Raw genomic sequence first — 13838 nt, forward strand, 5'->3', positions numbered from 1 at the left:
AAAACATAGGTATTAGTTAAGTTAAGGGTAGTTTAGATTTGACCAAAATTGAACCTTTACAGGGATGAAATTAATGATGAGCATAAAGAACTTAAAAATAGCTTTAATCTGTTTGTTAGTGCCAGGCACTGGTATTGTTGCTGTTGCGCAACAACCGCTTAATAAATTATTGAAGAATTTGAATGGTTCTTTAAAAGTATCCGTTAAAGAATTCAATGGCACTGATTTATTAACCGAACATATTTTTCATAAAAATTTCCTTCAAACTAAAACAGGCAGCTGGGCTTTACAGTTAAAAACAACAAGCCCCCCCGGGCAGGGAGATGTTATAGAAGCAGTTGCCAGCTTTCGCCTGAATAGCGGCGTAGCAAAATCTACTGCAGTTTCGGTGTCATTTGATTTTAGCAAGTGGAATCCGAAAAACTACGTACTTGTTCCTGCTGCGGTATACAATGGCAACCGATACAGATCAATTGGTAATGGTTATAATCCAGATTATCCAAAGGATATGTATTATAATCCCCTGGTACCCCTTACCATTTCCAATAATCCCAGGCTTTCCAATGAAGATGGAAAAGCATCACTAATTGAGTTACAGACCGGCAATGTAGCCACACCAGCCATGTGCTTTTTTTCGGAAACCGAGAAAAAGGGTTTTATTGTGCTTACCGGGCAATTGACAAAATTAGGGGCTAATGGCTTAACCATCAGCGAAACTGCAAAGAAAGATAGTGCTTCGTTTGATATTTCAGTGCCTGCAGTACGTAAAATGGCTGCCGGATTCGGCGATTTTCATTTGAGCAGGGACCTTGCCCCAGACTGGAAACAGGGCGATGAAGTGGAGCTGAAGTTTAAGGTATTTGTGTTTAATGCGGAGAATATCCCTGCACTTTTAAAGAAATTTATGGAAGTGCGCAAAAGCCTGTCAGGTTTAAATCATCCACGCAATTTATTGCCCATGAGCAAAACTTTCGAAGTGGCTACAAATATATGTAAGGGCAATTTTGTGCAGGTAGAGGCCGGCTCCTATTATCTGCCAGAAAATAATAAGGATTTTCAGCTCGGCTGGGTAAGCGGGATGATGAATACCTATCCCATGCTGGCTTTGAATGATAAAAAAGAACGGGAGAGGGTGATGGCCGAATTGGATTTTGTCGTAAATAAACTTCAGGGGAAAAGCGGATATTTCTTTGGAGGCATTAAGGCCACAGGCGAGCTTATCCCCGAAAAGATGTCGCCGTATTTTAAGCCCATGCAAACCCTGGTGCGAAAGAATGCAGATGTGCTGCTTTGGTTAACCAAACACTTGTTGTTGTTAAAGGCACAAGGTTATGGAGCCAGTATTAAGCCGGAATGGGAAAATGCTGCAAGAAAGCTGGCTACAGCTTTCGTTCGTACCTGGAAAAAGGACGGTCAATTTGGGCAGTACATTGTTCCCGAAACCGGAGAAATTGCGGTATACAATTCAACTGGTGGAGCAATTGTGCCTGCAGGTTTAGCGATGGCCTCCGATTACTTCAGGGAGAAAGAATGGATGAAGGTAGCGGCTAATGCTGCAAAATTTTACTATAAAAGAGATGTAGAAAAGCAGGGTTTAACCGGTGGGCATTGTGGCGATATATCGCAGGATGCAGATTCTGAATCTGCCTTTGGATTTCTGGAATCATTAATGGCCTTGTATTATTATACCGGACAAAAGGAGTGGTTAGATAGGGCTGAGGTTCAGGCGGCTTTAGGTGCATCGTGGGTATTTTCTTACGATCCGGTTTTTCCACCAAACAGTGCGATTGGCGGTTTAACAAGTAATATGGCCGGAGCCATTTGGGCCAGTATCCAGAATAAACATGCTGCACCGGGTATATGTACGGCATCAGGCGATTATATCTTCAAGTTATTTAGGGCAACCGGAAATATGTTGTATGCCGACTTGATCAGGGATATTCAGCATGCCCATGCCGAGGCAATAAATATGCCCGGGCACATCACAACCAATTATCTTATTGGCTCTTCTATGGAAAGGATTCAATTGAGTGATGCCGAAGGAAAGGGAAGTATTGGTAACTTTATACAAACACGTAATTCCTGGACCGAAACCAACGGTATGCTGATGGCCCTCGAAATTCCGGGAATTTACCTGAATGTAGATACAAAGAATTTATACGTTTTTGATCATGTTAATGCCGAACTCCTTTCTGGCGATGGGTCTGGGATGATTTTACAGCTCCAAAATTCTACAAAATATGATGCTGATGTATCGGTGATGGCAGAAACAGAAAAGGAGAAACTAAAGCCGATGGCTTATACCGCATTTTTAGACTGGCCTAAAGTTAAGGTTAAAGCGGGCGAAACCATTCGGATTAAGATTAGCCCTTCAAAAGGCATTACAGTTTTATAGGTAAAAAAATCGTCGATAATTAAATCATGACAGGCTCAGTAATAGACAATGTAATTTTAGGGACTGCTGCCCTGGGTGGGATCTGGGGAAAGATTCGACCTGAGGAATCGGCTATTACCATTTTTACAGCCCTTGAACATGGGATTCAGGCAATAGATACCGCGCCGGCCTACGGCGATGCAGAAGATATATTAGGGAAAGTGCTCCGCCAGTGGGAAGGTAAACGCCCGCAAATCAGCACAAAAGTTGGGCGTAAGAAATGTTATGCAGTTGACGATGGTCACTATGATTTTACCCCTGATGGCATGTTAAGAAGTGTAGAAGATAGCTTAGAAACGCTCGGGATCCCTGAAATAGACATCCTTTTTCTTCACGATCCGGATGCCATTGTTCAAGCGGATATTGATGCCGTTTTAAAACAACTCGAATACTTTAAGCATGCTGGTTATGCCAAAAAGATTGGTTTAGGCGGAAATCCACCCGCGGCGCTTGAACCCTATCTTCAATCTGATCTGTTCGAAGTTATTATGGGCTTTAACCGGCTTAATGCCTGCAATATTGAGGCTTTGGATACCATCATTCCCTTTTGTGCACAAAATAATAAGGCCTATTACGCAGCCAGCCCCCTAAATATGGGGCTGCTGGGGGCTAAGTTTCCTGAATTTACGGCCTCTCCACCGTATTGGCTCGGTTTGGAAAGTGTAACACAGGCTAAAAAGATAAATGAGATCGCCAAAAAGTACCATATGCCCCTTCATGAACTTGCCCATCGCTTTCTTTTTACAATCGAAGGAAAATTTAAAGTGGTAATGGGGGCAACAGATAAAGAACAGTTAACAGACACATTGAGGGCAATAGAACAAGGCCGGTTGTCGCCGGAAGTATATACCGAGGTATTTAAAACGCTAAATCAACGATAGATGTATAATATAGATAACGAGATTTTTGATATAAAAAAGATTCGGATAAGAGTTTTAGAAAAGGTTAAAGCCATAACCCCATTTCAGGATGCAACTATGGGCCCCTTCCCGCATTATTCGATATCCATTATTACCATTGAGGATGTGGACGGAAATATTGGAGAGGCGCCCATATATAACAGCTATACCAATATATTAGAAACCTGCCTGTTTCCTATATTATTCCACAGTCAGGGCATGCCTTATCAGGAATTTTATCCAAAATTATACTGGTCTATCCGGAATGAAGGGTTTAAAGGCGCGGCTTCGGCTTTGCTGGGACAGATTGATATGGCGCTGTACGATTTGGCCGCCAGGCGAAAAAAAGTTCCTTTGCACCAATACATCGGGGGCCTTCGGGGCGATGTGAAAATGTATGGAAGCGGTGGCGGAACCAATTATAGCCTAAAACAATTAGAAACAGAAGCTGGCTTATTTATAGATGCCGGAGTTGACTGTTACAAAATGAAGGTTGGAAAGGATTTCGGTAAGAAATTGAAAGAAGATATTGAAAGGGTAAAATTTGTAAAAAGCCTCCTAGGTGATAAAGTTAAGCTGGCGGTAGATGCCAATCAAATCTGGTCGTGTGCCCAGGTGTTTAAGTTTATCGATGCCGTAGGAGAAGAAAATATCCATTGGCTGGAAGAACCGATTCATTCGGCCGCTTACGATCAGATCGAGATGCTTTGTGGAAAAACCTCCCTTACCATAGCTTATGGCGAGTCGGAGAGAACCTCAAAAATTTTCAGGACACTGGTGAATAGCGGAGTGAAACATTTGCAGCCTGTTCCCACGCAATTGGGGGGCATTAAAGAGTGGTTAGAAATAAGGGATCTTTGCGAAGCAGAAAAACTACAGTTTTCTTCAGGAGGGTATTCTTTGTATTCAACTTTCTTAATGACCACCGCCAATAATAATGCAATGATCGAATATTTGTATTCCATTATGTATGGACTGGAAAAATATTTTCTGCTTAAACCAGAATGGAAGAACGGCAGATTTTTCCTCCCTGAAATAGAAGGACTGCCGGTAAGAATTGACTGGGAATATTGTAAAAAAGAAAATAAGATCATTAGGGAGCAGTTATGGGAACAACAAGATGTTCCGAAATATGCGCCTGTGGTATCCATGTAAAAAAAGAACCCGACTGTGAGTTTATCATTCAACTATATAGATTATTTAATTTTAGGCCTTTACGCCCTTGTCTTATTTTTTGTTGGCTTTCGCTTTAGTAAAAAGGGAAAAAATGATGAAGATATTTTCTTAGGGGGGCGAAGCCTGAAATGGTGGCAGATCGGCTTTTCTATGTTTAGTGCAAATGCAGGCCCAATGATGTTAATTGGTTTTGCCGGCGTTGGTTTTTCACATGGCATTGTGGGCAGTAATTTCGAATTATTAGCCTGGATATTTTTAATGTTATTATCCATGGTCTTTCTGCCTTATTACCTTAAAGCCAAAATATCAACTATTCCACAGTTTTTAAAAATCCGTTTTGGTAACCGGTCTTATAACTTCCTGGTGATCTACAGCCTGATTTCGATACTGGTGGTGTGGCTTGGCAGTGCCCTTTATGCCGGAGGCCTGCTCATTTCTGGAGTATTTGATTGTTCGTTATTTACGGCAATTATCATCATCGCATTTGTAGCCACAAGTTTTACCGCCATTGGTGGCCTAAAGGCTGTGGTGCGTACCGGTATTTTTCAATCTATCATTATTATCATATCTTCTATAGTACTTACCTTTTTGGGTTTTCAGAAAATTGGAAGTATAGACGCATTGGTTGGCCAAACACCAGAATCCTATTGGAAACTTTTTCTGCCGGCATCACATCCCGAATATTCATGGGTTTCTATTGTTTTGGGCTACCCGGTTGTTGCTATTTATTACTGGTGTGCAGATCAGACCATTGTGCAAAAGATGTTAGCCGCTAAAAACCTAAAAGAAGGACAATATGGGGCTTTATTTATCGGTACACTTAAAATTATAATGCCCATCATATTTATTCTTCCAGGGGTGATGTGTTATGTATTATTTAAAGATTCGGCACAACCGGATACGGCTTATATCACCATGATCAAAAGGCTGATGCCGCATGGCCTGCTCGGCCTGAGTATTGCCGCATTGATTGCTGCATTAATTGATACGGTATCGTCGAGTTTAAACGCCTTCTGTACCGTTTTTACTTTAGATGTTGTTCCGCAGTTTACACCGCTTAATCAGAAACAGCAGATAAAAATGGGCAAATGGATTACCATTGTGGCCGCTATTGCCGGGGTGGGGATTGCCATGCTTTTCTCTTATTCGGGAAAAAACTTTTTTGAATTAAGCCAGGGCCTGGTTTCTATACTTTCGCCCCCATTGGCTGTGGTTTTTCTGGCCGGAATCATCTGGAAACGGGTGAACAGCATCTCTGTAGAAACTGTGCTTTACGGTGGAGGCCTGCTCTGTTTACTTTTGGGTACCTGCCACGTATTAAATTATCCGTACAAAGGATACTGGCCCCATTTTTTGCTATTATCATTTTATATATTTATAGCGCTAAGTGTTGCCATTGTGGTGTTAACCTTAATTACAAAGCCACCAGTGGTACAGGTACAGCCATCACTTCTTGAAACGAAACATCAGGTGGCCGATAGCACGAAACCAATATGGTTAATGTGGCTCGGCCTGGCGGTGATCATAGTTTTAATTTATTTACTTTTCAACTAAATCAACATGAAAAATAGCGTTCTTCTGTTTGTATGCATAATTTTTGGATGTACCTTGCTGGGCTGCGGTTTGGCAGGCAATGAAGGTAAAGCGGATGAATATGCCGAAAAAGTATTTGTTGTGAATACCGTTGATAATCAAAAAAAACTGAAGGAATACTTACAGTACCACAAGAATATATGGCCAGAGGTAGAGGGGGGATTTAAAAAAGCTGGATTTAAAAGTATCAGTCTCTACCGTTTTAACGACCTTATTGTGATGCGGGTTACCTTTCCGAAAGGTGCTGATCTGAATAAAATGAGCCAGTTGTCAGAATCTTTTAGTCCCCGCTGCGCCGAATGGAATAAATTAATGAATAATTATCAGAAGGGCGTTAACGGTACTTTGCCAGGGCAGAAATGGGTGGAGGTTATTCCTTTTTATAAGTTCAGTAACTAATTAAGCGCTGATTTTATATTGTTTAACAAATTCTCTTGGCGATAAGCCTTTTACATCTTTAAAGTGTTTGTTGAAATTGGAAATGTTATTATAACCACTCTGGTAACAGGTTTCGGTTACATTATAATTGCCTTCCATTAACAATTTGGCGGCGTGCCCAACCCTTATTTCTTTAATAAACTCTACTAAAGTGCGGTTGGTTTTTTGTTTAAAGAACCTGCAGAAGGCACCTGTAGACATGGGTACAATATCGGCCACATCGTTTAATGAAATATCTTTCTTAAAGTTTTTAAATATATAATCGAAAACGCGGTTAATCTTGTTTGCCTCGTTAGAGGTTTCAACAATACTGAATGATGGCGAGGAGAGTGTTTTATAAGAATCAGATCCGGCAAGCACATCTAAAAGCTGCAGCATTAAACCCGCCCGGTAAAGGCCTGTTTCAAACAACATCTCGTTCATGATGGTTTTAACTCTTGCAATGGTTGTGTCTGTAAATAAAATACCTTTTGCCGCATTTTTAAAAAGTTCGTTCAAACCAGCTGCCTCAGGTTTGGTTAAGAGTTCCTTCCCCAGGAAATCAGGGAAAAAATGTAACACAATTACCTTAGGCTGCAAACCAGGGTCTACAGTGCTGTAATATTGCCAGCAATGTGGCAAATAACTTCCCAAAAGAACGAGCTCTGTTCCGCTGAAGTCTTCAATATGATCGCCTACAAAACGTTTTCCACAGCAATTTTCGATCAGGGCGATTTCAAAATTAACATGTGATTTTAATGAGGCGTATTTTTTTATTTCCAGTATTTCCGAACGTACCGTAAAGGACTGATCGGGCGGAAAAGTGAAGTTCTCATAAATATACTGCATGCTGGTTAGTTTTTTTTGGTCAACCGAGAGCGTTTGGTGTATTAAATATACCCTAATATTTTCGCGAAAATAAGCAAATGCAAAAAAAACATCAGAAATAATCAAATTAATGGTAGTTGCGTCAGGTTATTCTCCTGAGTTTAGCCGCAAGAGGGAAAATCGTTGAAACTAATATTCAAAAGCATAATTATGGTGAAACTGGCGGAATCCTGCTAGCAATTTTACAAAAAAATTAATCCCGGCGACCGTTTATGTCAATGCAGCGGGATGAAATACTGCCTGCCTGCATTTTTAATTTAGCCGATAAGATCATATTGCTGAACTTCAGGATTCATCTACTTCTTTCTAACTTAACCAAACACATGATGAAAAGAGCAAAAAATACCTACACTACCGATGAGAACATCATAGAAAGTGCTATGCCTGCAGGAATAAGTATCAGTAGAAATTTATCTATTGACCAGCTGGAAGCTTTAAGAGAAGGGCAGTTAGTCACCGACGAAAAGGGGATGTCTGCCATTTTATTGAATGTGGAGATTAAAAGCCACCTAACCGAAAAACATGTATACCTCAAACTTTCCTCTTGTCCGAAAACGATTCTCATTATCAAATAACCATTTAACGATTGTTGTAAGTATTGAGCCTGGAAGCTCCGCTTAGATTTTCCGCTGGAGCGCTTTTCTATTTTATTAACACGCTTAAGGCCAATAAAAAGACCATTTTACAGGCTTTAATTTTTTTATTGAAATGTGGTAAAATGTTATAAATTTGTAATATGTATGAACATATGAACAAAATATCTCAGTTGGATCATGATAGTAAAGTACCACTGCATTATCAGGCAGAAGAGCAATTGAGAAAATTAATTCAGCTTCCTGAGTTTAGTAATGGAGAGTTATTTCCAAAAGAAACGGATTTGGCCATGCGATGGGGAATCTCCAGAAATACACTCCGACAGGCCATCAACAACCTGGTAAACGAGGGATTACTGGAACGGAAAAAGCGAGTGGGAACAAGGGTTACACAACGAAAAATAACGACTAACCTAACGAACTGGATGAGTTTCACACATGAAATGGAAGATATGGGATTGATTTTTAAAAATCTCGTACTCGATGTGCAGAAAAAAAAGGCCAGTGAAGAAGTATCAAAATATTTGCAGATCGAAGCCGATACCGATGTAATCTGTCTTAAACGTATCCGCAGTATTGATGAAAGTCCGATGGTGTGTTTCGAATCTTACTTTCATCCCCGTATCGGGCTCTCTGAAGATGAAGATTTTAAAAAGCCTTTATACGACCTACTGGATATGGACCACAATATTGTTCCCATGTATTCTCAGGAAGAAATAAAGGCGATCGCTGCTACAGCGGAAATAGCCGATCTGCTGGGCATAAAAAAGGGTTTACCTGTGCTGGAAAGGAAAAGATTGGTGCTCGATGCAGGCAGAAAGCCCATAGAGTACAATATCTGCTACTACCGTAACGATTGGTTTACCTATAGTATTGAAATTAAGCGTTCGGTGTAAAAATGGCAAACCATCAAAAATTTGGGATCGATGTAGGCGGAAGTCATGTCACAATAAGTGTCATTGATGTAAATAACCCATTGCAAACATCCTCGGCTCTGGTACGAAAAGATCTTGACGCATTCGATACAGGATTTAACATTGTAGCCACGATTGGTAAGGGGATCAGGGAAGTGATGACGAAAGCGGGGATTGTGCCTGATGCGGTTGGAATTGCTTTTCCGGGGCCTTTTAATTATGAGAAAGGGGTGAGCACCATAGCCGGCGTAGGCGGGAAATTTGAACATACATTCGGAATTCATCTGCAACAGGCATTAGCAGATTATACAGGTTTAACCCATACAGCATTTGTTTTTTCAAATGATGCACATTGTTTTGCTGAAGGAACTTATAACCGCCATCAACTGAATAGTAAAAAAACGGTGTTTTTAACATTGGGGACGGGTTTTGGCTCTGCATTTATGGAGAACGGAACACTGCTTACCCAACATCCGGCATTGCCTGCTTCGGGCGCTTTTTACGATCAGAATTTTTTAGATGCCAAAGCTGATGATTATTTTTCTGTGCGCTGGTTCCTGAATGAATACAAAACATTAAGTGGTAGAGAAGCAACATCCGTTAAAGATATTGCCTTCATGAACAGTGAACTTTCACTTTCTATTTTCGAGCAGTTCGGCACCAATTTAAGCGCTTTTTTACATAGCTGGTTAGCGCACTTCGAATGTGATGAATTGGTTATCGGCGGCAATATTGCAAAAGCCAGTTCACTATTTCTTACACCACTAAAAGAAGGCTTAAAGCACCTGAATAAAGCAATAAAAATTACTTTCTGCAATGATACCGAGGAATGTATTTTAACCGGAGCAGCTGTTATTGCAGGCAAAAAAACAAATATTTACATGGATACTGATCAGAAATTAAAAAGAAAAACAACTCAACCCGTTTTACCACTAAAAGCAGTTGTAACCAATCATTCGGGCTACGAAGTTTTTCCGTCATTTCATTCCGATGCCGGGGTTTACGCAGGTTTTGATACCCTTGCTGATAAAATAGATCAGGAAAAAACCATCATCATCGACGGGTTTGAAGGTGTTTTATGGGAGGAGTTCAGGACACAGTTACATGCATATTTGCTTTCGAAAAACAGAAAAGTATTTTGGTACGATATCAATTCTTGTCTCAAACCTACTGCGGAGATCGATGCGATGGTAAGCGCCAATTTAAATGGAACTGATCCGGTTTTTGGGAATAAATATCAGGGCAGTCTGTCTGATTTTTTTGATCTGCAGAAACTGGAAATGTTGCAGCCCGATCCATCAGTTGACCTGTGTATCCTCTATGGAACCGGCGCCGAACTGGCTAATTGGAAAGGATTATTGCTATATGTTGATGTGCCCAAAAATGAAATTCAATATAGAATGAGGGCTGGTGCAGCAAAAAATATGGGCTGTACAGAGTTGGCTGATCAGACGCAAATGTACAAACGGGCTTATTTTGTAGACTGGCCTGTATTGAATAAACATAAAGAACAGTTGCTTTCCAAAATGGATGTGATTGTTGATGAACAGCGCGTGACTGAAATTACATGGATGTGCGGTGATGATTTCAGAAATACTTTACATCAAATGCTCAAGCAGCCGCTTCGCGCACGACCTTGGTTTGAGGCCGGTATTTGGGGCGGGAACTGGATGAAAAAGCACATTAAAGGACTTAACGAGGAGGAAATAAACTACGCCTGGTCTTTTGAACTGATTACGCCTGAAAATGGAATTGTGATCGAGGGCAATCAATATCTACTCGAAGTATCATTCGATTTTCTGTTATTTTATAATAATGAGAAACTTTTGGGAAAAGCAGCCCGAAGGTTTGGAACAGAATTTCCGATCCGTTTTGATTTTCTGGATACCTATGACGGCGGCAATCTTTCAATTCAATGCCATCCGCGTACAGCTTATATCAAAGAGAATTTTGGCGAAAATTTCACACAGGATGAAACCTATTATATCCTGGATTGTGAGCCTGATGCCGATGTTTATTTGGGTTTTCAGGAAGATATTAATCCGGATGAATTTAAAACGGCCTTACTGGACGCACAAAATAAAGGCATCGAAATGGATGCCGAAAAATATGTGCAGAAATTTAAGGCCAACAAGCATGATCTCTTTCTCATTCCAAATGGAACTGTTCATGCATCGGGAAAGAATAATATGGTACTGGAGATCAGCAGTACGCCATACATCTTCACTTTCAAAATGTACGATTGGTTGCGACTGGGCTTAAATGGCAAACCCCGTCCAATTAATATAGAACACGCTTTTAAGAACCTTTATTTTGACCGAAAAGGCGATTATGTTTCGCAGGAGCTAATTTCTAAACAACAGGTAGCAACCGAATGGGATAATGGAAGGAAGTTATCACTTTCAACCCATCAGGAACATTTTTATGCGGTAGATCGATACGAGTTTGTTGGAGAAACGGTTATTAGCACCAATGGCCAATGTCATATTTGCATGCTGGTTGAAGGGGAAGCGGTAACAGTTATTACAGGCAATACAACCAGCCAGTTCAGCTACGCCGAAACTTTTGTCATACCTGCAGCCATAAGCCAGTATACCGTTCGGTACCAGGGAGTGCAAAAAGCCTTTTTGGTTGTGGCGTATGTAAAAGAAGATTGTTGTTGAAAGCTAACCAAATCATCAATTAAAAAAACAACCAAATAACCAAACCATTATGAGAAAACAAGGAGCAAATTATTTTATCTTCCTAATCACGCTTATTGCGGCATTAGGTGGTTTTTTATTCGGCTTTGATATGGCCGTGGTCAGCGGTATCATCGAGCCTTTAAAGTCGCAATATGGATTGTCGTCCGCACAGGAAGGATTATTTGTATCCTGCGCTTTATTGGGCTGCATTGTGGGGGTATCCTTTTCGGGTTACCTCAGCGATAAAGTTGGCAGAAGAAAAGTCTTGTTTTTGGCTGCCATATTATTTTTAGTGAGTGCGGTTGGTTTTGCATTTTCAGTAGCTTATCCTGTATTAATTTTCTTCCGGGTGCTGGCCGGTATGGGGGTGGGTGTGGCTTCTAATGTATCGCCACTGTATATTTCTGAAGTAGCCCCTTCACAAAAGAGAGGTCGTTTAGTCGTTTTTTATCAGCTGGCCATAACCATAGGTATTTTAGCAGCTTATATCAGCAATTTATTCTTGCAACGTTACGCCACTGTCCATGCGGGTGCCGGCGAGGGTATATTACACTGGTTATTTGTAGAAAATGTTTGGCGTGGAATGTTTATTGTTGGGGTTGTTCCGGCAGCTGCATTTTGTTTGTTATTGTTAATTGTGCCCGAAAGCCCAAGATGGTTGGTGCAATATGGCAGAAATGAAGAGGCTTTAAACACGCTGATCAAAATAAACGGAGCGGAAACAGGCCGTTTAGAACTCGATTCCATTAAAGAAATGGCCAGTCAAAAATCGGGTGGTTATAAAGAGCTGATGCGTTTGCCTTTAAGTAAACTGCTCGCACTGGCTACCATTCTTACGGCCTTATCACAGTTTAGTGGAATTAATGGCGTTATTTTTTATGGCCCGACCATTTTAAAATCAGCAGGTATTGTAACCAGCGACGCGCTGTTTTACCAGGTCATATTAGGATCGGCCAATGTGCTGTTTACTTTTATTGCCATTTCAAAAGTAGATACCTGGGGACGCAGGCCTTTATACATCATCGGTTCATTGTGTGCAGCAGGTGCTTTGGCTTTAACGGGTTTTTGCTTTTTAATGGACATCACCGGATGGTTCATGTTATTTAGTATTATTCTGTTTCTCCTGTTCTTCGCGTTCTCACTAGGTCCGTTAAAATTTGTAATCTCTACAGAAATATTCCCCACGCACATCAGAGGGACAGCTTTATCGATGTGTATTATGACCATGTGGGTTTCAGATTGGGTTGTCAACATGTTATTCCCAATCATGAGGGATGGCCTGGGTATTGCAACTACCTTTTTCATCTTCTCGTTCTTCTGTATCCTGTCCTTCTTGTATGCCAAGAAAAAGTTGTTTGAAACCAAAGGGAAAAGTCTGGAAGAAATTGAAAAAGCCTGGAATTCGGAAGTAAAATAGATCATGAAGATACAATTCTATTATCCGCGCTGGGGTTCTGAAAATATCAATTGGGATCAGTTTTGCCATGATGTAAAAGAGGCAGGATACGACGGTGTTGAAGCTCCTGTTCCTGAAAATTCAGATGAGCAAAACATCATGATCACTGCACTGAAAAAATATAAGCTGCTTTTGATTGCGCAGTATTATCAATCTTTCGAAAAGGATTTTGAAAAACATAAAGCTAACTATACAAAATATTTACGCTTTTATGCTTCGCTACAACCAGTAAAGATAAACGCACAAACGGGAAAGGATTATTTCAGTTTTGAGCAGAATGCCGAACTGTTTGCTATTGCAGATGCAGTAACTCACGAAACCGGGATTACCACATGTCATGAAACGCATCGTAATAAAGCATTGTTTGCCGCTCATATAACGCATGATTTTTTAAAAAAACTTCCTGATTTAAAAATAACAGCCGATTTTTCTCATTGGTGTAATGTAGCCGAGAGTTTATTGGAAGATCAGGAAGAGGCCCTTGCTTTGGCGTGTAAACAGGTTGAACATCTCCATTCGAGAATAGGTCATTCACAAAGTGCACAAGTAATAGATCCACGGCTGCCAGAGTTTAAAGCCGAGTTAAATGCCCATTTTAACTGGTGGGATGCCATTGTAAAAGCGTATCATGATAATAAAAAAGAGGTGTTAACCATCACCACTGAATTTGGTCCTGCTCCATACATGGTTCATTTACCCGCTACCAATATGCCGATAGCCAATCAGTGGGATATCAATTTGTATATGATGCAGTTACTAAAGGAGAGATATTGTAAATAGTTGA

General features: G+C 40.6%; 11 protein-coding genes. 10 read left to right on the plus strand and 1 reads right to left on the minus strand.

Annotation, left to right across the window (positions count from 1 at the left end; genetic code table 11):
- Positions 1–64: 64 nt before the first annotated feature.
- The 5 genes from CA265_01230 (at position 65) to CA265_01250 (ending at position 6501) form a co-directional block, all read left to right on the plus strand.
- On the plus strand, positions 65–2395 hold the full coding sequence (locus CA265_01230; protein ARS38384.1) for a hypothetical protein: 2331 nt from the start codon (positions 65–67) through the stop codon (positions 2393–2395).
- A gap of 26 nt (positions 2396–2421) precedes the next feature.
- Complete coding sequence (locus CA265_01235) at positions 2422–3315, plus strand: hypothetical protein (protein ARS38385.1); 894 nt, start codon at positions 2422–2424, stop codon at positions 3313–3315.
- On the plus strand, positions 3316–4488 hold the full coding sequence (locus CA265_01240) for a hypothetical protein (GenBank protein ID ARS38386.1): 1173 nt from the start codon (positions 3316–3318) through the stop codon (positions 4486–4488). It begins immediately after the preceding gene.
- Between the two features lie 171 nt (positions 4489–4659).
- A complete protein-coding gene (locus CA265_01245) occupies positions 4660–6063 on the plus strand; it encodes a hypothetical protein (protein ID ARS38387.1) in 1404 nt (467 codons plus the stop codon).
- 6 nt (positions 6064–6069) lie between these two features.
- Positions 6070–6501 (plus strand): hypothetical protein, encoded by a 432-nt coding sequence (locus CA265_01250; GenBank protein ARS38388.1) that lies wholly within the window; start codon positions 6070–6072, stop codon positions 6499–6501.
- Here the strand turns inward: CA265_01250 and CA265_01255 are convergent, their stop codons facing one another.
- Entirely contained in the window at positions 6502–7473 is a 972-nt protein-coding gene (locus tag CA265_01255; GenBank protein ARS38389.1) for a hypothetical protein, read from the minus strand. It lies immediately after the preceding gene.
- 152 nt (positions 7474–7625) lie between these two features.
- Here CA265_01255 and CA265_01260 point away from each other — a divergent pair, with 152 nt between their 5' ends.
- The 5 genes from CA265_01260 to CA265_01280 all read left to right on the plus strand — a co-directional run bounded on the left by CA265_01260 (position 7626) and on the right by CA265_01280 (position 13834).
- Positions 7626–7982, plus strand: coding sequence for a hypothetical protein (locus CA265_01260; protein ARS38390.1), 357 nt, complete (start codon positions 7626–7628; stop codon positions 7980–7982).
- A gap of 173 nt (positions 7983–8155) precedes the next feature.
- Positions 8156–8896 (plus strand): GntR family transcriptional regulator, encoded by a 741-nt coding sequence (locus CA265_01265; GenBank protein ARS42844.1) that lies wholly within the window; start codon positions 8156–8158, stop codon positions 8894–8896.
- 2 nt (positions 8897–8898) lie between these two features.
- Positions 8899–11577, plus strand: coding sequence for a hypothetical protein (locus CA265_01270; protein ARS38391.1), 2679 nt, complete (start codon positions 8899–8901; stop codon positions 11575–11577).
- Between the two features lie 49 nt (positions 11578–11626).
- Entirely contained in the window at positions 11627–13015 is a 1389-nt protein-coding gene (locus tag CA265_01275) for a hypothetical protein (GenBank protein ARS38392.1), read from the plus strand.
- 3 nt (positions 13016–13018) lie between these two features.
- Positions 13019–13834 (plus strand): xylose isomerase, encoded by an 816-nt coding sequence (locus CA265_01280; protein ARS38393.1) that lies wholly within the window; start codon positions 13019–13021, stop codon positions 13832–13834.
- The last annotated feature ends 4 nt before the right edge of the window (positions 13835–13838 follow it).

This window comes from Sphingobacteriaceae bacterium GW460-11-11-14-LB5 (assembly GCA_002151545.1).
Classification (GTDB): domain Bacteria; phylum Bacteroidota; class Bacteroidia; order Sphingobacteriales; family Sphingobacteriaceae; genus Pedobacter.